The sequence below is a fragment of the Neobacillus sp. C211 genome, assembly GCF_051842875.1.
In the GTDB taxonomy this organism is placed as follows: Bacteria; Bacillota; Bacilli; order Bacillales; family Cytobacillaceae; genus Neobacillus.
The window spans coordinates 307773-334394 of the sequence record NZ_CM122574.1 but is presented as its reverse complement, the minus strand read 5'-3'; the positions used below and the strand labels follow the sequence as shown (position 1 = coordinate 334394).

Genomic DNA, 26622 nt, shown 5'->3' with positions numbered 1-26622 from the left:
TTAATGATCCTCCTTTATAATTGTAGATTCAAATGCAAGCAACGTACAAAATTGGATGAGCGCCTTAGCAGACGGCCTAATTTTTCCTAACCCATCCTCAAAGTTTTTAGAAGGTTTAGAGTTTACTTCTATTATCCACAGCTGTCCCTCTTGATCGACCCCGATGTCGATCCCTAATTCTCCGGTTATCCCTGTTGAAGAACCACTAATAGTCGAAGCTGTTTCAAGCGCTAATTCCTTCATATGTGAAAGCACTTCTATCGATTTTTTATGGCCGAGACAAGTGTGTAGAACATTTAAGGGTCTGAGAATTCTTCCTCCCCTAGCAATGTTGGAAACGAACTCATTTTCCGATGCGACCCTTGCCACAATCGAGGTAACTTGCCAATGGTTGTTTAGATTTTTGTGACACAAGACTCTAAAGTCCATGGCACAGGATTCAAAAGTAACTAACTCAATCCCCTGTTGAACAATATAAAAGCGATTATGGAGTATTTGCTTTATAAGATGGTGGACTTCATCTAAGAGATATTTATTTCTAGATCCATCATTAAGAGCAGCGATAGAGGTTTGTAAAGAGAATTGGCTATCCTCTTCCTTTTTCAATTTCATAATATTTCTGCCTTGACTGCCATGAACTGGCTTGATAAATACCGTTTCAAATTCTTGAGTAAGTTCATATAAGTGTTCTTTTGTATAAATTTTTGTTTTTGGTAAAAACGGAAAGAGATGTTTCTCGTGAAATATTAGATTATACACTTCCCATTTTGAAAGAAAGCGTTCATTAAAAAGTGGAATCAGTAAGGTTTCAAGTCTTTTACGAAAATGTTTGAATGGCTCAGAGAGTTCAAGTTTGCGGGAATGGATTCGGTTGTAAATAACATCTGGTAAAGGATGTTCGAAGGGACTCCATTTCCCATTAATAAGGTAATACCCACGATTTAAAAATTGATCATATGAAAAAACATAAAAAAAGCCGCCAGTCTCGGTAATTCCATGATGAAGCTCTTCGCAAAAAGCATGAATAGAACGAAAATGGGGTTCCCCTTCCTCATTTGAAGGGAAATCAGTTAAAAGTCCAATCACAGGCCCAAGCTCAAGTGTAAGTAAATCAGGCTGATAGATGGCCTGAAATTTATAGTCCTGAATGGGGAGACAAAAATCTTTTAAGATATTTTCGGGTATAAGCATCATATTTGGGTCCATTTCAATCGTTTTGACTTTTGTATTTATCGTCTTGTGTCCTAATTTGATATTTAAGTCAAGGTTATGATTCACTAGTAAATTTGTAAACAATTGGTTGGACATTTGCACAATGCAGTCATTTTTATTTTTTTGTTTCCTTGGTTTAATCGTAATTGGAGTTATTGGAAAAAACATAAGCATTCCTCAATTTCTACCTAGAGCTTATAGGCATTAGTTGATATAGTAATGTATGTAACATTAATCTAGATGGTGATATTAACATTCTCGCATTTAAGTGAATAGTTTGTTATAGTTGATTCGGAATAAAAAAGCGGAAGCGCCCGTTTAGCGGCGCTGGAGCTAGACATCATTAAAAAGGAGTGACACAAGTGGCAGTAAATTTATATGATTCCGCCTATGCGTTAGAAACAGCCATCCGTCAAAGTGCAGAATATACCCAACTACAGCAAGCTTATAAAGAGGTAAATGCTGATCCAGCAGCAAAACAGATGTTTGATAAGTTCCGTCAAATCCAAATGGACCTGCAACAGAAACAAATGATGGGGCAGGATATATCAGAACAAGAGGTACAACAAGCACAATCAACCGTTGGACTCGTTCAGCAAAATGAAAAAATTGCTCGGCTTATGCAAGCGGAACAACGGATGAGCATGGTTATTGGGGAATTAAACAAAGTGATCATGAAGCCATTAGAAGATTTATATGGAAAAATGTAACAACTTAATAAATTGGCCTTCGGAAAAGTAAACCGAAGGCCTTTTTCTATTCAATTCACCCGAACTTAGCAAAATCGTGCCTTCCCATTTGCATTGCAAAGGAAGCTTCCGCTTTTCTGTTCTATAAATGCCTAAAAAATCATAAAAGTGATATAAAGGCTAATTCACCAAGAACAGGGGGCAACGTAATGATTTATCGCTTGCTTGCTTTAAATATTGATGGCACACTTCTTCAAACAAATGGAAAAATTCATAAATCAACAAAAGAAGCAATCGAATATGTTCAACAAAAAGGGATCTATGTCACACTCGTTACATCAAGGAGTTTTCCTTCTACAAGGAAAGTAGCGAAGGCCTTAAAAATAAAATCACCATTAATCACTCATCAAGGCGCTTTTATTGCCAGTTCAGAGGACAAACCAATTTATGTGAAAAGGATAAATGAAGATATAACCTACGATACAGTAAGCTTCTTAGAGGCCCTGCCCTGTCAAATTCGTCTAGTCCACGAACAATTTTCATTAGCAAATAAATTAAAGCTAAATAATAATTTGTTGGCTAAAACCGTTTTTACCTCAGGAGATCCAGTCTTCTATTCGCAGCAATTTGTTTCATCACTATCGGAATATTTACATGACCAACCAGTGAGCCCGCCTAAGATTGAAGTATATTTTGAAGAAGAGAGTGATCTTCAAGATGCCAAAAAGGCGCTTAGAAAAATGTTTACAGAGATTGAATTGATTGAGCTTGACTCGTTACGGTTAGATATTGTACCCGTGGGTGTTTCAAAGTTATCAGGTTTATCCTACCTAGCGAGCCAACTTGGAATCGATCGAAAAGAAATGGTCTATATCGGTGATGGTCTAGATGATATTCCATTGCTTGAAGCCGTAGGTCTAGGAGTATCAATGTGGAATGCCGATTTCGAAGTAAAGAGAGCATCCGATTGGGTTACCCGGTCAGAGAATGAACATGGTGTTGCATATATGGTCAAAGAACATTTTAGAAAGCAGCAGCCAATTGCGTTTTTAAGAAGGATGAACATTATTAAAAAATAACCCTTGCAAAGATATCAGTGGCAGTGCCGTTGATATCTTTTTTGTTTTGAATTATTTATCCAGAATAACTTCTACTATATGAATTTATTTTATGGGATTTTTCGTGTAATCTCGTTTCTTATAAAGGAATAAATTATCGTAATGACGAATAATTTATAAAGTTGAACATATTTTTTGTATTCAATTAGGTAAACGTTTTCATATTAGGAGGGGATATATCTATGATGCAAACCGCTTTATCGATGACACAAATGATGGAAAGGGCAGAAAAGTATTTTCCAAAGAAAAAAGTTGTATCAAGGACTACAAGTGGCATCCATACATTTACTTACAAACAAATTGCTGAAAGAACAAGAAGGCTTGCAAGCAGCTTGGTAAAGTTAGGCGTTTCAAAAGGCGAACGGATCGGAACACTAGCATGGAATCATCACCGCCACCTAGAAGCTTATTTTGCTATTCCATGTATGGGGGCTGTTTTACATACAATAAACATTCGCCTTTCCCCACAGCATATTTCCTATATTATCAATCATGCAGAAGATAAGATTCTCCTCGTTGATTCAGACATCCTTCCATTGCTCGAAAAATGTGCCTCTGAATTGAAAACCGTTAAAGCTTTTATCATTATGACCGACGAAAAAGAACTACCTAAAACAACACTCTCCCCAGTCTATCATTATGAAAGTCTATTATCCGAAGCCGATCCTACTTTCCAATATCCTGATGATATTGATGAAAATGATCCGGCTGGAATGTGTTACACATCGGCTACTACTGGTAATCCAAAAGGAGTGGTATATTCACATCGAGGTATCTTTCTACATAGTATGGCTTTTGGACTTGCCGACAGCGCAGCTTTAAGTGAAAAGGACATTGCACTCCCAGTGGTACCAATGTTTCATGCCAATGCATGGGGGATACCATTTGCAGCGGTCTGGTTTGGAACATCGCTAGTTTTGCCAGGCCCATATTTCACACCTAAATTGATTGCAGAACTCATTGAACAGGAACGAGTAACAATAACGGCTGGGGTTCCAACCATTTGGCTTGGATTATTAAAAGAACTAGATGAAGGATCCTATGATATGAGCAGTTTAAGAGGGGTATTATGCGGCGGGTCTGCAGCACCTAAAGGAATGATTAAATCCTATGAACAACGGCATAAGATCCCATTCATGCATGCCTATGGGATGACAGAAACTAGTCCCTTAGTTGTTATTTCAAATTTAAAAAGCTATCAAGATGAGTTAGATGCAGAGGAAAGACTAGAAATAAGAGCCAAACAGGGAATTCTTGTCCCAGGCTTAGATTTAAAAGTGGTTGGCAAAGATGGAGAGGTCAAATGGGATGGTAAAGAAATGGGCGAATTGTGTATCAAGGGTCCATGGATTGCTTCTGAATACTATAAAGATGAACGGACAAAGGATGCTTTCTGTGAAGGCTGGCTTCATACTGGGGATGTTGTCACAATTGATGAAGAAGGTTTTGTCAAAATTGTCGACCGCACAAAGGACTTAATAAAGAGCGGGGGAGAATGGATATCTTCGGTTGATTTAGAAAATGCATTAATGGCACATGAGGCTGTTTTTGAAGCAGCGGTTGTTGCTGTACCACATGAGCAATGGCAAGAACGTCCAATAGGCTGTGTCGTTTTAAAAGAGGCATTTAAGGAGAAAACAACGAGAGAAGAGCTATTGGATTTTTTAAAGCCGCAATTTACAAAATGGTGGATTCCTGATGATATCCTCTTCCTAAATGAAATTCCTAAGACATCGGTTGGTAAATTCCTGAAGATGTCTTTAAGGGATCAAGTGCAAAAAGATATGATTCGAAAAGCATAAGTAAGGTGGACAAGGGATATTCCTTTGTTCTTTTGGCTGTGCATAAGAATAAAAAATAAGATGTGGAAAATTCACTATATTTAAAAAACCTTTATTTATTTATCCCATCAATTCCCTATATAATGGAATTGATGAAAGAGGATGGGAGGGTTTGGCATGTCGATAAATTTTATTACCGATAAGGTGCATGTGAAGATTGCTGGCCGTGTTGCAACATTAGAAATGAATAGACCCGAAGCTTTAAACGCAATGGACCCAGATATGATTAGGGGGCTTGTCTGCAAGCTTAAAGAAATCAGTGAATCCGATGAAATTGATATTGTTGTAATAACCGGAAAAGGTAGAGCCTTTTCAGCCGGCGGTGATATTAAAACAATGATTTCTAGCATGAATGAAAATGAATTTTATCCAGTCATGGATAGCATTAGCGAGCTTATTATTACACTTTATAGTATGCCAAAATTAACGATTAGCGCTGTTTCAGGGGCAGCAGCAGGCTTGGGATTCAGCCTAGCATTAGCTACAGACCATATCATTGCCGAAAAAACTAGTAAGTTTGCAATGAATTTTATCGGAATTGGTTTGATTCCTGATGGAGGTGCCCATTTCTTTTTAGAGAAAAAATTAGGAGAAGCAAAAGCGAAACACGTAATCTGGGACGGTAAAATGATGAATGCTGCTGAGGCATTGGAGTTGGGGTTAATTGAAGAGGTAGCCACTGGAACGCTTCAGGAGACATTAGATGCTAGAATCGCAGATTGGTTAAGCAAACCGGTTCAAGCAATGATAAAAACAAAAAAAATATTGGCAGACATGAATCGTCCATATTTACTAAAAATATTAGAATTAGAAAAACTCTCCCAACAAAAAATGCGTGAAACGATTGACCACCAAGAAGGAATTCGAGCATTTATTGAAAAAAGGCCACCTAGATTTATAGGAAAATAAACAAAGAAGCCACCCGGCTTCTTTGTTTTTTAGCCTTTTTAAGAATGAAACAGTAATAACTTTCCACTTGGCGAGGTGCAGCGATGTGTACGTTCTAATAAGTTTTTTTCAGTTAACATCTTTTCGGCTAATTCTTTTGCAGCCTCATCATGTTCAGCCTGAATAGATTCGTCTAAAATCTTTTCTCCATTGGTTTCAAATGCTGTTAATTTATAAGTCTTCATTCCACCAACCCCTTAATAACTAGTGTTACTTAATATTTTCACATAATTAAAAAAAAAGCGCAAAAAGAAAGTGAAACCATTTTGTGTAATATTCGTAATTAAATGGAGAGGAGTGTGTGAAATGGGTCTGATACTTGAACATGTCACGAAAAGGTTTGGAGATTTTGCTGCTGTTGACGATTTATCTTTAGAAATACCCGAGAAAGAAATGTTTGGCTTTTTAGGGGCAAATGGAGCAGGAAAAACAACGACATTCCGTATGATCTTAGGTCTACTCGATTCGAGCGGTGGAAAGATTACATGGGACGGGAAGCCGATTAATTATTCTTCGAGTCACTTAGTCGGTTATCTTCCGGAGGAGCGAGGCTTGTATCCAAAACTAAAAGTCCGTGACCAAATTGTCTATTTAGCAAGATTAAGAGGGATGCAAAAGACGGAGGCACTTACAGAATTAAGGTCATGGCTTGAGCGATTTAAAATTCAAGAGTATGAGAATAAAAAAGTCGAAGAACTTTCCAAGGGGAACCAACAGAAAATTCAATTCATTGCGGCTGTCGTACATAAACCGAAATTATTAATTCTCGATGAGCCATTTAGCGGGCTTGACCCGGTAAATGTGGAAATGCTGAAGGAATCAGTTTTATCCTTAAAAGAAAGTGGAGCAACCATCGTGTTTTCGAGTCACCGGATGGAACATGTAGAAGAAATGTGCGAGCATCTTTGCATTTTACACAAAGGAAGTCCAGTGGTCCATGGTTCATTAAAAGAAATAAAGCGGTCGTTTGGTAAAAAGAACTTGGTTATTCATGCTGACTTTTCGTTAGATTCCTTAAAAAGTTATCCTGGTGTTGTTAAGTCAAAACCTACTATGGAAGGAATTCATCTACAAATTGAAGGAGAGTACATAGCCGAAAAAATTCTTAAGGAGATAGTAAATCAAGGGTTTATTCGGAAATTTGCTCTTGAAGAGCCTTCTTTAAATGATATTTTTATTGAGAAAGTAGGTGACTCTTATGAATAGTTTTTGGATTATCTTGTTCCATACTTATATAAACAAATTAAAAACAAAATCTTTTATCATCACAACCCTTTTAACGGTTGTAATCGTCTTAGTCTTAACTAACTTATCAAATATCATTGCTTTATTTGATAAAAATGATGGGAAAGAAATGGTTGTTGTTTTAGATGAAACAGGACAATTATACAAACCATTGGTAAAACAAGTTAGATCAATTAATAAAAATATTAAACTGTCTCTTTACGAGGGCAGTGAAGCTGAAGCTGAAAAAACGGTAGAAAAGGGAGATTATCAAGGAATTCTTCTGCTTAGTTTCAATGATGAAAAACTGCCAGAAGCACAATTTAAAGCCATGAGTATTGCTGATTCAGCCCTGTTTACTGATCTTCAAATGAGCCTCCAGCAATTAAAAACAATGCTCGCAGCTTCTCATATCCATCTGACACCCGTCCAGCTTCAAAAGCTTTATGAACCCGTTTCTTTTGAGAAAATTGCCCTTGAGAAGAACGCAAAAACAGAGGAGGAATTAAATCAAGCAAGGGGTCTTGTCTACGTCCTGCTATTTATCATTTATTTTTCAGTAATTATGTATGCAAATATGATTGCGATGGAAGTTGCGACAGAAAAATCTTCAAGGGTAATGGAAATCTTAATATCAAGTGTCTCACCGATTAAGCAAATGTTTGCAAAAATAATCGGAATAGGTCTTTTAAGCCTGACACAACTTGCTGTATTCCTGTCTGTAGGCTATTTCTCGTTTAAACAAAATATGGAATCCTTAAAAGAAGGTTTTTTTGGTGTATATGGTTTTGGTGATATCCCTGGAGATACGATCGTGTACGCGGTCATTTTCTTTATTCTAGGCTATTTTCTTTATGCAACACTTGCAGCCTTTCTCGGGTCACTTGTCAGCAGAATTGAAGATGTTCAGCAAATGATTACGCCAATGACCATGCTCGTTGTTGCTGGATTTATGATTGCTATGTTTGGCTTGGGAAAGCCTGATGCACCGTTTATCACGATAACATCTTATATACCGTTCTTTACACCAATGATCATGTTTCTGCGTGTTGGAATGTTGACAATTCCGGTCTGGGAGGCTCTATTAGGAATAGCTATCCTTGTAACAACTATTATTTTCCTAGCGATATTTGGGGCTCGCGTATATCGTGGCGGCGTCTTAATGTATGGACAGTCAAACTCCTTTAAAGATATTAAAAAAGCATTACAGTTAACTAAGAAAGAATAAAGGTGAACTTGAGCTTTTACCCCTGGTAGAAGCTCTTTATTTTTTCATCCTACTATTAACAAGAACGTGCATTCGTATTTCAGAGGTGCTACAATGGAGAAAAGATGAGGAAAGGAATTTTTTATGAAAAAGATAACGTTTATTCATGCAGCTGATCTGCATTTGGACAGCCCGATGGTTGGATTAAAGTATTTGCCTCATAATATCTTTTTACGAGTGAAAGAAAGTACGTTTACAGCCTTAAAAAAGGTTACGGCAGCTGCGATTTACCATCAGGTGGACTTCGTTATATTAGCAGGCGATTTGTTCGATGGTGAGGACCGCAGCTTGCGGGCACAATCCCGGTTTCGGACCGAGATGCTTAAGCTTGCAGAAAAAGAAATTCCTGTTTATATCGTCCATGGTAATCATGATCATTTAAACGGGTCCTGGGTTCACCTCGACATGCCACCAAATGTACATGTTTTTACTAATGAGGTAGGAACAAAAGTTTTACATACAAAGAGCGGAGAAATCATCCATCTATATGGCTTTAGTTATCCTACGAGACATGTCTATGATAGAAGAATAGATGATTATATAAAGAAAGAAGGAGCCGACTTCCATATCGGAATTCTTCATGGAAATGAGAGTTCTGGGGTTGAGCATGATAACTATGCTCCATTTACAGTTAGTGATCTGCTTCGAAAAGATTTTGATTATTGGGCATTGGGCCATATCCATAAAAGAACGATCCTATCTGATAAACCGCCGATCATTTATCCAGGCAATATCCAAGGTAGAAATAAGAAAGAAACAGGGGGAAAAGGAATTTATCATGTATCGTTAACCGAACTTGATCTGAAAATGACCTTTTTAGAAACAGCTGATATTATTTGGGAAGAAGCAGTGGTTGATGGATCTTCAGCCAGAAGTTTTCAGGAGCTGTTACAATTATGCCAAACTCAAATCAATAGTGTACGGAAGGAACAGAAGGGGACGCTATTATCTCTTGTTTTGAAAAATATTCAATTAGACGATGAACGGGAAAAAAGAAGCGTCGATGCCGAACTTTTAGAGCTTCTCTTAGAGGATGAAAAAGATGAGGAATCATTTGTTTGGATTGTCGACTTAACCATCACAGGTAGTCAGCAAATAGATAAAGAACAAATGAAAAGGGACGCTAATTTTTATGCAGAGCTCTTTGAAACCATTGACCATTATGACGATGTGGAGCATGCTTTGGCTCCATTGTACGAACACCATTTAGGGAGAAAATATTTAGCTCAGTTTACGGCTGCAGAGCAAAAAGAACTAGTCGGAAAAGCAGAGAAGTTGCTTATACAATTACTTTATCAAGCTTAGGGAAGGTGTGAGGAAGATTTGAAAATCCTCGAACTACACATATACGGGTATGGCCAATTAGAGAATGTCCAAATTACCAACCTTCACGATTTTCAAGTTTTCTATGGAGAAAATGAAGCTGGTAAGTCCACAATTATGGCCTTTATCCATGGCATCCTATTCGGTTTTCCTACAAAACAACAATCATTAGTGCTCCGATATGAGCCAAAACATAGTACCAAATACGGCGGAAAAGTTAGAATTTATCATAAAAGTCACGGCGGGGCTGTGATTGAACGTGTTAAAGGAAAAGCTGCCGGCGATGTCAAGGTCGCTTTGGACAATGGTAGGATGGGCGGCGAGGAACTACTTAAAGAATTAACTGGAAACTTTGATAAAAGCTTATTTCAAGCTATTTTTTCTTTTAATTTGCATGGTTTGCAAAATATCCACCAAATGAAAAGTGAAGAGATAGGGAAATTCCTATTTTCCGCTGGAACATTAGGAACTGAAAGGTTGTCAAAAACAGAAGGTTTCCTGCAAAAAGAGTTAGACGCGCGCTTTAAGCCTTCAGGAAAGAAACCTTTATTAAATGAAAAGTTACAAGCACTTCATGAAATCAATGAAGAATTGAAAATAGCAGAAGCAAAAAATAAAAATTATTCTAATTTAGTAGAAAAGAAAGAGATGCTCCAAGAAGAACTAACCGGAATAAACGGGTCTATACAGGAGCTTGGGGCAATGATTGAAAAGCTAAATGAATGGAAAAGGATCGAATCCACTGTCAAGGAAGAAAAGTGGACATCGAAGGAGCTAAAGGAACTAGGAGAGATTGGGTTTCCGGCACGTGGTATTGAACGGGTCGAAAACATAAATCAACTCATCCATCCTTATCGTGCGGAGATTAACAGTATGACCGAAAGAATTGGAATTTTGAAAAAAGAAATAGCGATGATTCAGCCAGACCATTCTTTTCTAAAAAACGAGCCGGATCTTCTTTCCTTGCTTGACCAAGTCCCGCTCTATGAGCAATTAAAGCAGGAGAAGCTGAAATGCGAAACGAAACTTTTAGCTATTGAAGAAGAGCTTTCTATAACTAAAGAAAAGCTTCATTTAAATTTAAATGAGGAAAATATCCTTTCTATTAATACAAATATTTATATGAAAAACCAAGTTGATGTAGTTTCTCGGAAAGTTCAAAGGCTAGAAGAATTAAAAGAAGAATTAGAAAATCAATATCAAGAAGAAAAAGGCAATTTAGAAGAAATAGAAAAAGAGGTCCGACTAGCAGAGAGACATGTTTTAACTGTACAGGAACGATTGCGGCTTGAAGAGAAGTTAACTTCGGGAAATGATAAGAAGAGCATAGAAGGAGAATTAAGGGCCTTACAAGACAAAATAGAATTCTATCAACAGATAAATGAACGAGATAAAGCTACTTCAGCAAAGCAAGATAAGCAGAAGAAACTTCAGTTTTATCTTTTTGAGTTTATTCTAGCTGCAGTAACATTTTATGGCTTGCTATCAAAGCAATGGTTTTTAGTTACTTTAGGTTTACTAGGGTGTAGTTTAATAGCCATTTTTATGACTAAAACGAAGAAGCAATCGAAGGAAGTAGACTTAAATCAAACATTAAACGGTTTACGAGAAAAGGAAAAAGAGTTAACGAAAATACTCCACTCAGCTGAATATATCGAAATAACAAATCTTGAGGAGCAGTTAGAGTTTGATAACCAGAGGAAAGAAGAACTGCAAATAGTAAAAATGAAGTTAAAGCAGCAGCAAGCTCAATATGAAAAGGTCATTGCAAAATTTGAACAATGGGAATTGGAGTCAGCTCAAAATAAAGAAAAGCTGTTATCCATTAGCAATGAATTAAGGATTCCTGAATATATTGCAAATTCCTTTCTACTAGAAGCATTTGAACTAATTGAACACTATAAGTTGATTTATAGAGAGAAAAAACAATTACATTCAAGAATTGAGCAAATAAATCAGCAGCAGGAAAAAATAATAAAGAGTCTCCATCATTTTGAGAAGCTTTATTTAAATGAAAAAGGTTTAGATTTGTATAATGCTGCCTATGTATTGCGAAACAAGTTGAAAGAAGAACATGGCAAGCTAATAACGAGTCAAGAGAGACTAGGTAAGCTTACGGACCTTGAAGCTGATTTAAGGCAAAAGTCTCAGGAGTTGACTCATCTGCAATCAGAATATAAAAAACTTATTTCTTCTGCACAGGTGGAAACAGAGCAACAATTTTATGAACTTGGAGCAAAGGCAGAAAAGAAAGTAAAGTTAACTGAAAGATTAGAATCACTGCAGAGCCAACTACAATATTCGATTCTCTCTGAACAGGAACGGGAAAACTTCCTCCAAATGCGACCTAGTGATGAATTACAGAATGAATGTAATGAGGAGGTCCAATTACTACAAGCAAAATTAAAAAAGGTTCTGGAAGAACAAGCTTCCATTAGGTATGAAATTCAAGTCCTAGAAGAGGGAGGCATTTATTCAGATATTCTCCATCACTACAAGCAGAAAAAATTTGAATTGGAAGAGGCAGCGAAAGAGTGGTCCGTCTATTGTTTAGCACAAGAGATCCTCTCAGATACGATTGAAAAGTATAAAAATATTCATTTACCAATGATGCTCTCCAAAGCAGAGGAATATTTATTGTTTCTCACTGATGGCAACTATCATAGGATTCACTTACAGGACACAGGATCGGGTTTTTTAGTTGAGCGCAAGGATCGAACTATATTTGAAGCAAATGAACTAAGCCAAGCTACAACCGAACAATTATACGTAGCCATAAGACTTGCTTTTGCAGTTACGTTATATGAGAAACATCTGCTCCCAATTATAATTGATGATAGTTTTGTAAATTTTGATGCAAATAGAACAGAAAAAGTGATAGAACTACTAAAAGGGCTGGAGCGAAATCAACTATTATTTTTCACTTGTCATAAACATTTGCTTACACATTTCCCAAGGGAAAATGTTCTTTTTTTAGAAAAAGGTGCTGTTCAGATAATTTCATAGAGTGATAATTGGATATGTTATACTCTTACTAGTAGAAAGGACGTGAAATTATGGGTAAAGGAATATTAAAGCATGAAGTAGGGGAACAGGTGGAACTTTTTTTATTAATAAAAAGTTCTACTAAAGGAATTGCAAGTAATGGCAAACCTTTTTTGACACTAATTCTCCAAGACAAAAGCGGGGAAATAGAGGCAAAGCTATGGGATGTTAATGAAGAGGATGGAAAGAGTTATGCACCACAAAGTATTGTAAAAATACTAGGTGATGTGCATAGTTATCGAGGGAAAAGTCAACTTAAAATCCGTCAAATTCGCCGTACTGGGCCGTCAGATGGCGTAAAATTGGATGACTTCTTAGAGACCGCTCCACTAAGCCAAGAAGAAATGTCAGGCAAACTTACTCAGTATATTTTTGAAATGAAAAATCCTAATATCCAAAGAATTACTCGGCATTTAATTAAGAAGCATCAGGAGGCTTTTTTAGAGTTTCCAGCAGCAACTAAAAATCATCATGAGTTTGTGTCAGGACTTGCATATCATGTTGTCAGTATGCTTGATCTGGCCAAATCAATTGCCATGCTTTATCCAAGCCTTGACAAGGATTTACTCTATGCAGGGGTTATTTTACATGATATGGGTAAAGTATTGGAACTTTCCGGTCCCATTTCGACGGTCTACACAATTGAAGGGAATCTGCTTGGGCATATTACGATTATGATTAATGAAATAGGCAAAGCAGCTGAAGAACTCGGTATTTCTGGGGAAGAAGTCCTTATTCTCCAACATCTTGTTCTAAGTCATCATGGAAAAGCAGAATGGGGCAGTCCAAAACCGCCAATGATTAAAGAAGCTGAGATTTTACATTATATCGATAATCTTGATGCAAAAATGAATATGCTTGACCGTGCATTAGAAAGAGTGAAGCCAGGTGAATTTACCGAGCGAATTTTCGCCTTGGATAATCGTTCCTTTTATAAGCCAGTTTTTCATAAATAAAATAACCCTCTTTTGGGTTATTTTTTTTGCTTTAATAGGTAATATGAATAATTTCATTTTAAGGGAATATCATTTAGTAAAGGTGGACAACCACTAAGAAAGGAGCAAGAAAAATTGACTATTCCTATTTGGGTATATGCTGTCGTGGTTGGTATTGTAGTGAGTGCACTAATGGCACTGAAAACAGGAAGAGAAGAGCGACTAATGGAAATGGAAAACATTGAGCAGGAAGGCGAAATCTATATGAAACGCCTGGAGAGAGAAAAGGAATTGAAGGAAGAACTTAAAGAAGAATTTAAAGAAGAACTTAAGGCAACTGGTGAATAAGAAAAGCGGAAGCGCCCATAGGAGGCGTTCCGCTTTTTTCATTTCTTATTGTGCAGCAGTTGCTGCTCCTGCTTGTGGTTTAAGTGCATCTTTTAAGTCTTTATCACTAACCTTTACATCTGCAGCTTTAAGTTCACGTTCCATAGCTTTATTAATTTCTTCAGTGGTTAATTTAGAAGATTTTACTTGTGTTTCAATTTCGTCCTTCATTTCTGCGTATGGTTTTTTCTCTTTTTTGTCAGTTAATTGGATAATATGATAACCAAATTGTGATTTTACTGGAGCACTAATTTCATTGACTTTTAAAGCATATGCAGCTTTTTCGAAGTCAGGATCCATCTTTCCAGTTCCAAACCAGCCTAAGTCCCCGCCGTTTGCTTTAGAACCTTCATCTGTTGAATACTGTTTTGCCATATCTTCAAATTTTGCTCCACCATCAAGTTTTTTCTTCACTTCATTTGCTGTTTTTTCATCAGCAACAAGGATATGACGAGCCTTTATTTCAGGTTGATAAGTAGCGTAGTAATCCTTTAATTCCTTTTCAGTTACCTTAACGCCTTTCATCGCAGCTTTTTCCTGCATCATGCCGAGCTTCATCGTTTTCTTCAAGTCATCTTCGCTTTTATAACCATATTGTGCAAGCGTAGATTCAAAATTTGCACCAAGATCTGTTTTTAATTGGTCGATTTTCGCATTTAATTCCTTATCAGTAACCTTGTATTTCTTAGATAGAACTTTTTCATATACAAGCTGCTGAAGGGCTTGGTCCCCGTATTTATCCTTCATTGTATTGTAAAGTTCTTCTTGCGTAACATTACCAACTTTGCTCTCTGCCACTGTATCAGATCCGCTTTGATTACATGCAGTTAATGCAAGTACTCCACCAGCCAATGAAAGGGCTAATAACCATTTTTTCATGATGAAATCTCTCCTAAACAGTAAATTCTTGTCCACAAACTCTACTATAACATAAATGGGAACTACTGCAAAAATTATAACGATGTTTATTTTTTGAAATTTATAAAAAAGGCAACCTAAAAATCATTCAAAAAAAGTGGGAAGTGCCTAAACGAAATGAATACGGTTTGAATAGTATATCGTAGTAAATGAAAAAGGAGGTATTACGATGAGCCATGGATATGGAGCTGGATTTGCTTTAATTGTAGTACTTTTCATACTATTAATTATTGTCGGGGCTTCTTGGGTTTGGTAAGACCAAATTAACATTTATGAATGGAGGTAAATATATGTCTGGTGGAGCAGGTTACGGTGGAGGATTTGCCTTAGTGGTTGTCCTATTCATTTTATTAATTATCATTGGAGCTTCTTGGGTTTATTAATAAACGTACCAAACTAAAAGCGATGAGAAATGCTCTCATCGCTTCTATTTTTAATGAATACAAATCCCTTCGTTCGCTAAAGCGTTCTAATTGGATTATGTATATAAAATTTCCAAATATGAAGAGATCAGAAGAATCGTAATTAGGATATTAATGGTACGGAATACCTTATGTTGGTTTTCTTCAGGAATTTCTTTTTGGATACAGAGTGAATTGGTCATTTTATTTACATAAAACAAGATAAAAATAGCGAAGACAATAAAAATGGAGATCATCAATGATTCCCTCCCTGATGTACGTGTTATGATTAATACAATATCAAAAATCACCTGAAAAAGATAGTCAAAAAGAATGGAAGAATGTTAGGCTCTTAATGGATGCATTAACCATTTATGTTCTGTCGGGAACTACTAATTAAAAATATTACCCGATATTATTAAAAATGGTTTACCCAATGTTTTAAAAGGTTAATAATAAACATATAAAAATGTTAAAGTTCTGAAAAGAGGGCAATAGGATGAATGAACATGAATTACTGGAAAGAATAAACTTGCTTGAATTTCATCAAAAGCTATTATTAAAATTGCTTAATGATCCAAAGCTTGAATTATATAAACTAATAATTGAAAATGGGATTACCGAACAGGAAATAGAGAAGTTTTATTCTTTATGTGACAAAATGAACCTAAAAATGGAAGAACAAAAAGCGGAGGGGTATGTGTACTTCCATCCGCTTTTTCATGAATTATCTGTATCATTACCGTCTACACTAAATATAAGAGAAGTAATTAACGCGTGTTTAACGCAAAAGCTTTACTTACCCCTTTTTCAAGAGATGGTAAAGTACTTATAATCCAATATTAAACGAGTTCTTGTTCAGTATTTTTTGATTTTTTTAGCTTCCCATCTTCTTCAACGAACCTACTTTCAATATTATGAAATGAACGCTCAAAGATTTCCATGAAATCTTCCCCATAAATGTTACGGACGATCGCCATCATTTCAACAATCTCTGGAAACTTGCCGTATAAGTCACGAAGCGGCAAAGCACCAGAAAATACAGCATTGCCATTTGGCTCATAGGTTTCCATTAGTTGAAGTAAAATCTCTTCACCTTTTTCAGTAAGCTGGATATAAGTATTACGTTTGTCATTTTCCTTTTTTGAAAATTGAAGCAAACCTCGTTCTTCTAACTTTTTCGAAAAGTTAAATGCTGTTGAAACATGCATAACCCCGAACTTGGCCACATCCGATATAGAAGCCCCATTTAAATGGTAAGCAATCCATAGAATATGATGTTCATTAATATTTAAATCAAAAGGTTTTATCCATTGCTGCCAATCTTTCTCAATCGATTTCCACAAGGCTTTACTTAATTGTGCAACTCTCTGAGTAAAAATCATCGCTTCCTTCATTGAATATTGTTTTTCAGTCATCCCCATTTTCACCCACTTTATATTTCTCTATTTTCATTATGCCAATAAAGTAAAAATTAATAAAGTATAAATTCACAAAATTTTTAAAAAATAGAATAATATCCTATTGAATTTTAAAAAAATATGCTTTTTCTTGAAAAAGAATCATATTTTTTGACAAGATCCACGGAAAAATAGCAACATTTAGAAAATTCACTCTAAAATTTTATTTTAAAGAAAAGTTTCCATTCATCCCTTTTTTTAACTTATAGACCTTGTTCATAGGAATGGACGCCTAAACATATAAATAGTTACAAAATGGTCGAATTTTTGAAACTAAATAGGGGGATAAGATAGATGAAGCTTGCTGCAACCCTTTTTTTTATTTTTGGTGCGATCCTTTTATTGGGAGCAATTAAATATTTTTTAAGATTAACAAGCCCCGGTGTATATCCACCTAAACAAATATTAAAGAAAAGAACATTTGCATTAGCTGGAGGTGGGGGGATTTGTTTGGTAATTGCTGTAATGATCACCTATTTTTTATAGAAAGTATATTAAGAAAAGAACCCCTCTGGGTTCTTTTCTTAAAAAGGATCCCGTTCATTATTTTTGAATGACGGAAGGTGTTGTTAATTTAGTTCGCTTAACAATTGATTGAGCTACTGGATACAAAATAACCATTGTAACGGTATTGAGTGCAATGGCCGGCAAAACACCTGCTGCAAATAGTGCGGTGAAAGACATAGGTAAGCCTACAAGATAGAATGCGGATGTTAAAAAGATTGTCCCTGAAACAGCAGTTCCAACCGCAGTTAAGACGGCAACACTTACAATAGAGTTTCGGTATTTTTTTAAGGATAAAAATAAACCGAGGAAGACCAAAGCAGTGATGGGCTTATCAATGATATTAGGAATTTGTCCACCTGGAAATCCAGTCGTTAATGCAGACAATACTCCGGTCACAATGGACAAGAGCAAGACACTCTTTATCTCAGGAATAAGGATTATTCCTAAAAACATCATAGCAAGCATCATGTCAGGTTTAATTCCAAGAAAACTTGGCATTACCGTATGCAAGACCACCCCAATCCCCGCTAATAGTGCTAAAATTACAATGTTCTTCGTATTCATTTCTCTTCTCTCCTCTGCTATACTAATCTATTTGTTCCTCCTGCAGTGCGCTAGTTGCCTGCAGCGAAAAACCTGCTTTAATTATAACATAATTATATAATAATAATAAAGATATAATTTTCAGACAATTAAAAATACCTTAGTTTTACACTTGATTATTAATATTTGCAGCCATTTCTTCTAACATTTGGAAAGTGTATTCACTTTGATTACTTTTCCATACGGCTCCAAATCCGTCCCCTTTTCCATAACGCGGAAGTAAATGCATATGATAATGAAATACGGATTGACCGGCATGTTCACCATTATTATTTAGCGTATTTAATCCAATCGGTTCAAATTCTTTTTTTAAGGCATTGGCAATGGCAGGGACCACTTCAAAAAGGTTCCTGGCAATTTCTGGAGTTAATTCAAATAAGTTTTCCTTATGTATTTTCGGAATAACCAATGTATGTCCTTTTGTTACCTGTGTAATATCCAAGAAGGCTAATACATGCTCATTTTCAAAAACTTTTGCGGATGGAATTTCTCCATTAACAATTTTACAAAAAATACAATCGCTCATTACATACACGATCCTTTCTAATTGGTTTGTATTATTTTACCATACAAACTCCAAAAAGAAAAAGGCAGGATCCGCATGGAATCCTGCCCTCTCGAAGGGGAATTGCTTCAAAAGATACGTTCAATAGGAGTGTTCTTTGATAAACACCTCATTTTTCATAGAGTGTTTTTTATAAAGAGACATTATTGTTCAAGCTGACCATCCCCTATGTTGTTTTTATATGTTTTCTCAACTTATAAAAACAGGTAGCGATCTGCGGTAAACACCTCATTTAATGTTTATTTTTTAAGATAAACAGTTACTTGGTGTTACTAGAACTCAAAATGGTTCCTATGCACTTTGTACAAAACAACCATCCCCTTATCTGAAACGAATTGGAAGCTCACTTATTTGAAATGTAAATTGTCTTTGACAGACACCTCATCTCAAGTTTTGATGAATCACTTCATCGAAGTAAGTTATTTCCCCTTCGAATATTATGATGTCCGATGTGAAAAGAAATATACAAAAAAAAGATAAAAAATTGAATTTCTATTTTTATCAAGGACAATTTGTTAAAATAATAAAATAATCGTGCTTAGGAAGGACGTTGCAAATGTCTTTATTAATGATCGAAAATCTTGTCGGGGGATATACCCGAAACCCTGTCTTAAAAGATGTTTCCTTTGAAGTAAAGGAAAAAGAAATCGTCGGCCTTATTGGATTAAATGGCGCGGGCAAAAGTACAACCATAAAACACATTATTGGATTAATGGAACCACACCGTGGTGCAGTAAAAATAAATGGACAAACCTTTACAGAAAATAAAGAAGCTTATCGTAAATTGTTTACGTTTGTTCCAGAAACCCCGGTTTTATATGAAGAATTGACTCTTGAGGAGCATTTGAAACTTACGGCAATGGCGTACGGTCTTGATGAGGCCACTTATAAAGAGCGCATTACATCATTGCTGACAGAATTTCGTATGGAAAAGCGTTTAAAGTGGTTTCCTGCCCATTTTTCTAAAGGCATGAAACAAAAGGTAATGATTATGTGTGCATTTTTAATTCAGCCGTCTCTCTATATTGTTGATGAACCTTTTGTCGGGCTTGACCCGCTGGGTATTCAATCCCTACTTGATTTGATGAGAAAAGTGAAAGATAACGGTGCAGGTATTTTAATGTCCACTCATATTTTGGCCACTGCGGAAAAGTATTGTAATCGATTTGTGATCTTGCATGAAGGAAAAATACGTGCAAAAGGGACGCTTGAGGAGTTAAGGGAGCAATTTTCCATGCCAGCTGCTTCTTTAGATGATTTGTATATTCAATTAACAAAGGAAGAAAATTATGTTTGATGAAAAAAAGCTTTGGAAAGACCGAGCTAGCAGTCGTATTAAAGATTTAGGCAGGTATTTACGCTATATTTTCAATGGGCATCTGGTCGTTGTTTTATTGTTTTTAATTGGAACGGCCTCATTTTATTATCAAAAGTGGATTGAAACCCTTTCAGATGGTTTTCCTGCAGAAATAATTATCGCTGTATTGATTAGTATCTTGTTAACCTATAGTCCTGTTTACAATTTCCTGCTCGAAGCCGATCAGGTGTTTATACTCCCGCTTGAGGATAAATTAAAAGGATATTTTCTTCGTTCAGGAGGAGCGAGTCTTGTTTTTCAAGGGTATCTTCTCCTTATGGTGTTGGCAGTATTGATGCCAATGTATGCCCAAATAAGTAGTAATGGCTTCCGTTCATTTATCCCCTTTCTAGTTATACTTTTGGCCTTAAAGGCTTGGAATTTAGCAACTAGCTGGCGAATCGACTTTTTCGTTCAATCTTCTATCCATAGATGGGACATCTTTGTTCGCTATTTATTAAATGCAACTTTTACATATTTGTTATTTAAACAAGCGAGTATTTTTATCCTATTGCTAATTGTGGTAGTTTGTATTTTTTATTACTTTTACTTTTATGTTCAAACTAAGAAAATGGGCCTTAAATGGGATTTATTAATTAATCAAGAAGAGAAAAGGATGGCGTCCTTCTACCGGCTGGCAAATATGTTTACAGACGTGCCAAAATTAAGGGATACGGTAAAAAGAAGAAAATGGTTAGATATATTCATTAACCGAATTGCCTTTTCCCGAGATAAGACCTATCAATATTTGTTTTCGAGAGCCTTTTTACGGTCATCTGATTATCTAGGACTCTTTATGCGCTTAACAGTAATTGGTGCACTCGCGATTTATTTTCTTTCTTTTGGGATAGGTCAAATTTTACTTGGAATTTTATTCTTATATTTAACGGGTTTTCAACTTCTTCCACTTTGGAATCATCATCAAAATAAACTATGGGTAGACTTATATCCTGTGGAACAAAAATATAAAACAGGAGCATTTTACTCTTTATTAATGACCATTTTAGCGATCCAAGCAGTCATCTTTTCATTATTTATATTGTTAAAAGGTGATTTGTTCATATCGTTGCTATCTGTAGGTGCTGAACTTGTTTTTAGCTATGTTTTTGTTTATTTTTACGCTAGTAAACGTTTGAAATCATAATCGGAAATCCCCTTTTAGATCATAGAAGGGGATTTTTTTGAAACTATTGGGCGGTGGACTTCGTATGTATGCATATAATTATTGTGGGGGGGTTGCCAATGAACGAGTATGAATTAAAGGTCTTTGAGGAAGTCGAAGAGTGGAAACGAAAATTAACGAGGCGTTCAGGGATGATGAACCGATTATCGAAAAAAGCTCAAGGGAAAATAAATGAATTAATTCCTGAAAAGGTTCATGAGGTAATGACAGAAAGTATCAAAGCAATGGTAAAAGCAACGTTATTCGGCTCGCAGGTGACAACAAATAAGGATCAGGCATGTGGGTTAACGCTTGCTGAAAGAGATGAATTAGCAGCTAAAAAAATCACTGCCTTTCAAAAGACAGCGATGATTGAAGGTGCGGGGACTGGGGCTGGTGGTATTTTGCTTGGACTTGCTGACTTTCCGTTACTGCTTTCCATTAAGATGAAATTTCTATTTGAAGCAGCATCCATCTATGGGTTTAATACAAAGGAATATGCAGAAAGACTTTTTATCCTTCATGTTTTTCAGCTTGCATTTTCAAGTGAGGACATACGGAAGAGTACACTAGATGAAATTGAAAACTGGGAGAATCGAAAGCGAGTTCTTGTGGAAATGGATTGGCGCAAGTTTCAACAGGAGTATCGGGATTATATCGACTTAGCTAAAATGCTCCAACTAGTCCCGGGCATTGGAGCTTTTGTCGGTGCTTATGCCAATCACAATCTCCTTAAGCATTTAGGAGAAACAGCTATGAATGCCTATCGATTAAGACTACTGCAAAAATCCCCTGACCCAATTTGAGTTCAGGGGATTTTCCTTAATCATTACCGTGAATACTTATTGCGGCCACACCCAATGTTTTCGCTGCAATTAACATTGCCTTTTCATCAATATCAAATTTGGGGTGATGATGAGGGTATCCTGTTTCGTTACCTACCGGCTTTGCTCCGGTGAAGAAGAATGTACCTGGCACGTTTTGCAAATAATAGGCGAAATCTTCACCGCCCATTTGCGGCTCGCTTTCTTCGATAGTGGTTACTTCTGCGACCTTCTGAGCACAGGAAGTCAAATAAGCCGTTTCTTTCTCATGATTGACCACCGCAGGGTATCCCCGATCAAACCTAAATTCATACGAACTGCCTGACAATGAGCATGTACCAGATATAATTCTTTCCATTTCATCCTCGATAAATTGACGGACGCTATCATTAAAAGTCCGCACAGTGCCAATGAGGTGCGCTTTGTCAGCTATAACGTTGAAGGCATTCTGTGCCGTGAAAGAGCCAATAGTGACAACAGCGGAATCAATCGGATTAATCCTGCGACTGACAATTTGCTGTAGATTTAAAACAAGTTGTGAAGCAATTACGATGGCATCTACCGTTTTATGTGGCTGGGCACCATGACCGCCTTTCCCCTGAATGTCAATTTCAAAGCGGTCAGCCGCCGCCATGATTGGTCCGGTTCGATATTGGATGGTTCCCGTCGTTTCACTTGCCCATAAATGAGTACCAAAAATCACATCAACACCATCTAAACATCCATCTTCAATCATTGAAATCGCACCACCAGGAGCATACTCCTCAGCGTGTTGATGGATAAAAACATATGTTCCTTCCAATTCCTCTTTTAAATCGTTGATTGTTTTTGCAAGGACGAGGAGAGTAGCCGTATGACCATCATGTCCACAAGCATGCATCACTCCTGGAACTAAGGATTTGTAAGGAACTTCCTTTTCATCCTGAATAGGTAATGCATCAAAATCAGCGCGTAATGCAACCGTTTTACCAGGTTTCTTTCCATAAACCTTAGCAACTACACCATTACCACCCACGTTAACTCTTACTTCAATTTGGAGCTTCTCATAAAAGGAATGAATGAATTTTGCTGTATTATATTCCTGAAAAGATAACTCTGGATGCTGGTGCATATAACGGCGTAAGGCAACCATTTCTTCATATGACTCTTCTAAGGCAGCAAACAGCTTGTTTAACAAATCGATTCCCCCAAACGTATCAGAAATAAAGAATGTATTTTCAAACTATTTTATCACTTTTATCCTATAAAGTAGATTTTTATATTCCTTTTCATTATACTTTTATTAGAATTTCTACTAGATAGATGCAGGAAAGGGTTTGGGGAATGGAGAAAAATCAAAACAAGTGGAATCCTTCTTTTATTTTTATGTTTATTGCTGTAGTATTTGCCTTATTTACTACAATCAAAGTCGGTATCCACAGCCAATTTTGGATTGATGAAAAAATAGCAGGGCTATTCTCACATGTACCTGAGACAATCATTCCATTATTTATTCAACTAACAGAAATGGGGGATAAAAAAGGGATTGGGGTTGTAGCCTTGCTTGCGTTAGCCTGGTTACTACTAAAAAAAAGGAACTATGTTGGTGCTGCCGTCCTGGCCTTATCAATAGCCTTAGGTAATGAAATTAGTAAGCTTTTAAAAGATCTTTTTGAGCGCCCAAGGCCAGACCTTGAACATCTTGTCAATGTGAAAAGCTATAGTTTTCCGAGCGGTCATGCCATGGTAGGGATGATTGTTTATTTTATGATTGCGTATCTTTTAATTGAGGGAACAAAATCAAAGGCAGGAAAAATAACCATTGCTGCAATTACATCTATCTTACTATTATTAATAGGTGCTAGCCGAATTATATTACATGTTCATTATCCTTCAGATGTCCTTGGAGGCTATGCTTTAGGTTATCTTTGGGTAGTGATTTGGATTCAAATATATACCTATTTTAAAAAACGTATAAAATAAGTAAAGAGGCTGATCACTGGATCAGCCTCTTTATTTGGATTAAATGATAAACATTGCTGCAATCGTTGTCACAACGAGACCGATCACAACTGGTAGGAGGTTTCGTCTGGCTAGTTCAAATGGATCGACATTACAGATAGCGGCAGCAGGGATTAACGCCCAAGGTACAAGTGTTCCGCCGCCTACCCATATAGCAGCGATTTGCCCGAGTGCAGTCAATGTGGCAGCACCTTTACCTATTGCTACAGCAAATAGGCTGGCAACGGATCCGGCAAGCGATATACCTGAAAAGCCTGAACCATCCAGACCAGTGATGGCACCTACAGTAGTTAGGGTAATCGCCCCAACTTCTTTGCTTAACGGAACGATATTTGCGAGAGCAACGCCTAAATCATTGACAATCCCTTGGGAAGCCTTCGGTAAAAAGTCACCAATGATTTTCCCAAATCCGGCGTCACCCAAATAGAAGAACGCAGCAATTGGAATAACAGGACCAAAAACTTTAAAACCAAATTGGAATCCTTCTATTAAATATTGTGTTGTTTTTTCTAAGCCTTTATTTTTATGGCTCGTTAAAGTGATTAACAGAAGAATAAGAATGGAGGTACCGCCAATTAATGCTGTGGCATCACCACCTGCTAAATCAAGGATTGACATGGCGGCAACATCTGCAGCAAATAATAATGGTACTAATATAGCAAAGAAGCGTTTTTGAGTAAGTGATAAAAGCGCAGGATGGTCAGTGCTGCTTGAAGGCGAATCCGCGCTGACAGAAGTTGTAGTGGTTAGAACACCACGCTTCATATCCCTTCGTAAGAAGTAGAATGCCGTAACGGTTGTTACAAGACCCATAATAAATACTAATGGAATGCTGGCATTGATGACATCTTGAATTGGAATACCTGCTGCATCAGAGGTAAGCTTAGGGGCAGCCTGAATCACAAAGTCACCCGATAAAGCGATTCCGTGACCAAACAAGTTCATTGCCATCGCAACACCAAGGGCAGGAAGTCCTGCTCGAATCGCAACTGGAAGAAGGACGGCACCTAAAAGTGCAACAGCAGGGGAAGGCCAGAAGAACCAGGAAATAATCATCATTAGAATTCCTATTGTCCAATAGGCGAGAGTGGGGTTACGAATAAGTTTTCGAAAAGGTGAAATCATGACATCATTAATTCCGGTTACCGTTAATGTATTGCTCATCGCTACAATTATTGAAATAACAAGAATAGTAGATAATAATTCTGTAATGGCATAACTGAAACTGTTGAAAATACTACTTATCGAATGACTTAACGACCCGGTTGCTGTGATAGCAATTAGGAAAATACCGACGATACAAACAATGGATGTGTCCCTTCTCATTACCATAAACCCAATAATAAGAACAATAAAGGTCACATATATCCAATGAAGAGCAGTAAGCTCGACAATCATACAATTTCCTCCTTTCTTTCACCCAGAGGGGCTATAGCCCTGTTGGATGTAATACAGAATATGAATATTGCATTAAGTGGTGAGAGCTAAAAGTGAAAAAAATATTGGGAAGTCAGCCTGCAGATTTAACGAATTTTAAAACATAAAAACGACTTTTTTTTGACAGTTAATAGCGTTATCTATACACAAATAGGATTAATAGATATAGTAAATACAGTTTAGAAAGAATCAGTAAGTTTTAAATTCATGCTATATATATTAAAATGGACAACAGACATGTTTTCGAAAGGTGGACTACCCTAATGACAAGACCGATTAATGAAACATTTTTAAAAGCAGCCAGAGGTGAGAAAACTGACCATGTACCTGTATGGTATATGCGCCAAGCTGGTCGTTCACAACCAGAGTACAGAGAGATTAAAGAAAAGTATTCCTTATTTGAAATCACTCACCAGCCTGAGCTTTGTGCGTATGTAACGCGCTTGCCTGTTGAACAATATAACGTCGATGCAGCCATTTTATATAAAGATATAATGACACCCCTGCCAGCGATTGGCATGGAGGTAGAAATAAAAGGTGGAATTGGACCAGTTATTGACAATCCGATCCGTTCTTTAGCAGATGTTGAAAAACTTGGCGAAATTAATCCAGAAGAAGATGTTCCTTATGTATTGGACACCATTAAATTATTAACCCAAGAGCAATTATCCGTGCCATTAATCGGTTTTTCTGGTGCACCATTTACTTTGGCAAGTTATATGATCGAAGGCGGCCCTTCTAAAAACTATAATAAGACCAAAGCGTTTATGTACACCGAGCCAAAGGCATGGTTTGCACTTATGGAGAAACTTGCGGACATGATCATTACATATGTAAAGTCGCAAATTAAAGCTGGTGCAAGGGCCATCCAGATTTTTGATTCATGGGTGGGAGCACTCAATGTAGAGGATTATCGTTATTTCATTAAGCCTGTCATGAATCGTATCTTTACTTCATTAAAAGAGGAAAATGTTCCATTAATTATGTTCGGCGTTGGTGCTAGCCATCTTGCATTAGAATGGAATGACCTGCCACTTGATGTTGTAGGTTTAGATTGGCGTCTGCCAATTCACGAGGCAAGGGAAATGGGCATTCATAAAACCGTTCAAGGCAATCTTGACCCGGCTATTATGTTAGCTCCATGGGAAGTAATCGAAGAAAGAGCGAAAGCAATATTAGATCAAGGAATGGCACAAGATGGTTACATCTTTAATTTGGGTCACGGTGTATTCCCTTCAGTTAACCCAGAAACGTTGAAAAAATTAACTTCCTTTGTCCATGAGTATTCAGCATCAAAACTCAGTCGTTAAGTTTCCATCTTAAGTCTTTAAATTGGTAAGCAGACCAATTTTTTGGCACAATAATATGGGCTGCTTGATAGTGGGGCATTAAGAGCAC

General features: G+C 36.8%; 28 protein-coding genes. 19 read left to right on the top strand and 9 right to left on the bottom strand.

Annotated features, from left to right (window positions below):
- Positions 1-1380 carry a YheC/YheD family endospore coat-associated protein gene (locus tag ACSU6B_RS01725; RefSeq protein WP_410882217.1) on the bottom strand — a complete coding sequence of 460 codons (1380 nt, stop codon included), beginning with the start codon at positions 1378-1380 and terminating at the stop codon, positions 1-3.
- A 194-nt stretch (positions 1381-1574) separates the two neighbouring features.
- On the opposite strand from ACSU6B_RS01725, the gene ACSU6B_RS01720 reads away from it, so the two are divergent.
- From ACSU6B_RS01720 to ACSU6B_RS01705, 4 genes are all read left to right on the top strand, one after another.
- The gene (locus ACSU6B_RS01720; RefSeq protein WP_214999884.1) at positions 1575-1922 is read left to right on the top strand and encodes a YlbF family regulator; all 348 of its coding nucleotides are present in this window, start codon (positions 1575-1577) and stop codon (positions 1920-1922) included.
- Positions 1923-2110: 188 nt separating this feature from the next.
- Positions 2111-2980, top strand: coding sequence for a Cof-type HAD-IIB family hydrolase (locus ACSU6B_RS01715; RefSeq protein WP_214999882.1), 870 nt, complete (start codon positions 2111-2113; stop codon positions 2978-2980).
- A 221-nt stretch (positions 2981-3201) separates the two neighbouring features.
- Positions 3202-4821: a long-chain fatty acid--CoA ligase gene (locus ACSU6B_RS01710; RefSeq protein ID WP_410882215.1), complete on the top strand. Its 1620-nt coding sequence runs from the start codon at positions 3202-3204 to the stop codon at positions 4819-4821.
- Between the two features lie 156 nt (positions 4822-4977).
- A complete protein-coding gene (locus tag ACSU6B_RS01705) occupies positions 4978-5769 on the top strand; it encodes an enoyl-CoA hydratase (protein ID WP_214713243.1) in 792 nt (263 codons plus the stop codon).
- 38 nt (positions 5770-5807) lie between these two features.
- On the opposite strand, the gene ACSU6B_RS01700 is transcribed toward ACSU6B_RS01705, so the two are convergent.
- Entirely contained in the window at positions 5808-5993 is a 186-nt protein-coding gene (locus ACSU6B_RS01700; RefSeq protein ID WP_098932820.1) for a YhzD family protein, read from the bottom strand.
- A gap of 121 nt (positions 5994-6114) precedes the next feature.
- On the opposite strand from ACSU6B_RS01700, the gene ACSU6B_RS01695 reads away from it, so the two are divergent.
- The 6 genes from ACSU6B_RS01695 (at position 6115) to ACSU6B_RS01670 (ending at position 13950) form a co-directional block, all read left to right on the top strand.
- Positions 6115-7014, top strand: coding sequence for an ABC transporter ATP-binding protein (locus ACSU6B_RS01695; protein WP_410882212.1), 900 nt, complete (start codon positions 6115-6117; stop codon positions 7012-7014).
- Positions 7007-8260: an ABC transporter permease gene (locus ACSU6B_RS01690; RefSeq protein ID WP_410882210.1), complete on the top strand. Its 1254-nt coding sequence runs from the start codon at positions 7007-7009 to the stop codon at positions 8258-8260. Before ACSU6B_RS01695 ends, ACSU6B_RS01690 begins: the two co-directional genes overlap by 8 nt.
- A gap of 123 nt (positions 8261-8383) precedes the next feature.
- Positions 8384-9604 (top strand): metallophosphoesterase family protein, encoded by a 1221-nt coding sequence (locus ACSU6B_RS01685; protein WP_410882208.1) that lies wholly within the window; start codon positions 8384-8386, stop codon positions 9602-9604.
- Between the two features lie 18 nt (positions 9605-9622).
- Positions 9623-12628: an ATP-binding protein gene (locus ACSU6B_RS01680; protein WP_410882207.1), complete on the top strand. Its 3006-nt coding sequence runs from the start codon at positions 9623-9625 to the stop codon at positions 12626-12628.
- Positions 12629-12678: 50 nt separating this feature from the next.
- A complete protein-coding gene (gene yhaM / locus ACSU6B_RS01675) occupies positions 12679-13623 on the top strand; it encodes a 3'-5' exoribonuclease YhaM (RefSeq protein ID WP_410882205.1) in 945 nt (314 codons plus the stop codon).
- A gap of 114 nt (positions 13624-13737) precedes the next feature.
- A complete protein-coding gene (locus tag ACSU6B_RS01670; RefSeq protein WP_214999872.1) occupies positions 13738-13950 on the top strand; it encodes a sporulation YhaL family protein in 213 nt (70 codons plus the stop codon).
- Between the two features lie 45 nt (positions 13951-13995).
- Here ACSU6B_RS01670 and ACSU6B_RS01665 read toward each other — a convergent pair whose 3' ends face one another.
- Entirely contained in the window at positions 13996-14868 is an 873-nt protein-coding gene (locus ACSU6B_RS01665; protein ID WP_214999870.1) for a peptidylprolyl isomerase, read from the bottom strand.
- A 208-nt stretch (positions 14869-15076) separates the two neighbouring features.
- Here ACSU6B_RS01665 and ACSU6B_RS01660 point away from each other — a divergent pair, with 208 nt between their 5' ends.
- Together ACSU6B_RS01660 and ACSU6B_RS01655 are read left to right on the top strand one after the other, a co-directional pair.
- Positions 15077-15163: a YjcZ family sporulation protein gene (locus tag ACSU6B_RS01660; protein WP_410882261.1), complete on the top strand. Its 87-nt coding sequence runs from the start codon at positions 15077-15079 to the stop codon at positions 15161-15163.
- Between the two features lie 34 nt (positions 15164-15197).
- Entirely contained in the window at positions 15198-15290 is a 93-nt protein-coding gene (locus ACSU6B_RS01655; protein ID WP_066251949.1) for a YjcZ family sporulation protein, read from the top strand.
- Between the two features lie 95 nt (positions 15291-15385).
- Here the strand turns inward: ACSU6B_RS01655 and ACSU6B_RS01650 are convergent, their stop codons facing one another.
- On the bottom strand, positions 15386-15565 hold the full coding sequence (locus ACSU6B_RS01650; protein ID WP_088085999.1) for a hypothetical protein: 180 nt from the start codon (positions 15563-15565) through the stop codon (positions 15386-15388).
- Between the two features lie 242 nt (positions 15566-15807).
- Here ACSU6B_RS01650 and ACSU6B_RS01645 point away from each other — a divergent pair, with 242 nt between their 5' ends.
- Positions 15808-16143 (top strand): DUF1878 family protein, encoded by a 336-nt coding sequence (locus ACSU6B_RS01645; protein ID WP_214999868.1) that lies wholly within the window; start codon positions 15808-15810, stop codon positions 16141-16143.
- A 7-nt stretch (positions 16144-16150) separates the two neighbouring features.
- Here the strand turns inward: ACSU6B_RS01645 and ACSU6B_RS01640 are convergent, their stop codons facing one another.
- The gene (locus tag ACSU6B_RS01640; RefSeq protein ID WP_168242422.1) at positions 16151-16726 is read right to left on the bottom strand and encodes an HTH-type transcriptional regulator Hpr; all 576 of its coding nucleotides are present in this window, start codon (positions 16724-16726) and stop codon (positions 16151-16153) included.
- A gap of 336 nt (positions 16727-17062) precedes the next feature.
- Between ACSU6B_RS01640 and ACSU6B_RS01635 the strand changes: the two genes are divergently transcribed.
- Positions 17063-17254: a hypothetical protein gene (locus ACSU6B_RS01635; protein WP_168242423.1), complete on the top strand. Its 192-nt coding sequence runs from the start codon at positions 17063-17065 to the stop codon at positions 17252-17254.
- Between the two features lie 57 nt (positions 17255-17311).
- Here the strand turns inward: ACSU6B_RS01635 and ACSU6B_RS01630 are convergent, their stop codons facing one another.
- Together ACSU6B_RS01630 and ACSU6B_RS01625 are read right to left on the bottom strand one after the other, a co-directional pair.
- Entirely contained in the window at positions 17312-17839 is a 528-nt protein-coding gene (locus ACSU6B_RS01630) for a tryptophan transporter (protein ID WP_088086002.1), read from the bottom strand.
- Between the two features lie 145 nt (positions 17840-17984).
- A complete protein-coding gene (locus ACSU6B_RS01625; protein ID WP_410882200.1) occupies positions 17985-18404 on the bottom strand; it encodes an HIT family protein in 420 nt (139 codons plus the stop codon).
- A gap of 595 nt (positions 18405-18999) precedes the next feature.
- Here ACSU6B_RS01625 and ACSU6B_RS01620 point away from each other — a divergent pair.
- The 3 genes from ACSU6B_RS01620 to ACSU6B_RS01610 all read left to right on the top strand — a co-directional run bounded on the left by ACSU6B_RS01620 (position 19000) and on the right by ACSU6B_RS01610 (position 21768).
- Positions 19000-19740, top strand: a complete 741-nt coding sequence (locus tag ACSU6B_RS01620) for an ABC transporter ATP-binding protein (RefSeq protein WP_410882198.1) — start codon at positions 19000-19002, stop codon at positions 19738-19740.
- Entirely contained in the window at positions 19733-20944 is a 1212-nt protein-coding gene (locus tag ACSU6B_RS01615; protein ID WP_410882196.1) for an ABC transporter permease, read from the top strand. The genes ACSU6B_RS01620 and ACSU6B_RS01615 overlap by 8 nt, the downstream gene beginning before the upstream one ends.
- A 98-nt stretch (positions 20945-21042) precedes the next feature.
- The gene (locus ACSU6B_RS01610; protein WP_168242428.1) at positions 21043-21768 is read left to right on the top strand and encodes an EcsC family protein; all 726 of its coding nucleotides are present in this window, start codon (positions 21043-21045) and stop codon (positions 21766-21768) included.
- Positions 21769-21784: 16 nt separating this feature from the next.
- On the opposite strand, the gene ACSU6B_RS01605 is transcribed toward ACSU6B_RS01610, so the two are convergent.
- Positions 21785-22963, bottom strand: a complete 1179-nt coding sequence (locus tag ACSU6B_RS01605; RefSeq protein WP_410882194.1) for a M20 family metallopeptidase — start codon at positions 22961-22963, stop codon at positions 21785-21787.
- Positions 22964-23109: 146 nt separating this feature from the next.
- Between ACSU6B_RS01605 and ACSU6B_RS01600 the strand changes: the two genes are divergently transcribed.
- Positions 23110-23748 (top strand): phosphatase PAP2 family protein, encoded by a 639-nt coding sequence (locus ACSU6B_RS01600; RefSeq protein WP_410882192.1) that lies wholly within the window; start codon positions 23110-23112, stop codon positions 23746-23748.
- A gap of 39 nt (positions 23749-23787) precedes the next feature.
- Here ACSU6B_RS01600 and ACSU6B_RS01595 read toward each other — a convergent pair whose 3' ends face one another.
- A complete protein-coding gene (locus ACSU6B_RS01595; protein ID WP_410882190.1) occupies positions 23788-25185 on the bottom strand; it encodes a hypothetical protein in 1398 nt (465 codons plus the stop codon).
- A gap of 302 nt (positions 25186-25487) precedes the next feature.
- Here ACSU6B_RS01595 and hemE point away from each other — a divergent pair, with 302 nt between their 5' ends.
- Positions 25488-26534 carry a uroporphyrinogen decarboxylase gene (gene hemE / locus ACSU6B_RS01590; protein WP_410882188.1) on the top strand — a complete coding sequence of 349 codons (1047 nt, stop codon included), beginning with the start codon at positions 25488-25490 and terminating at the stop codon, positions 26532-26534.
- The last annotated feature ends 88 nt before the right edge of the window (positions 26535-26622 follow it).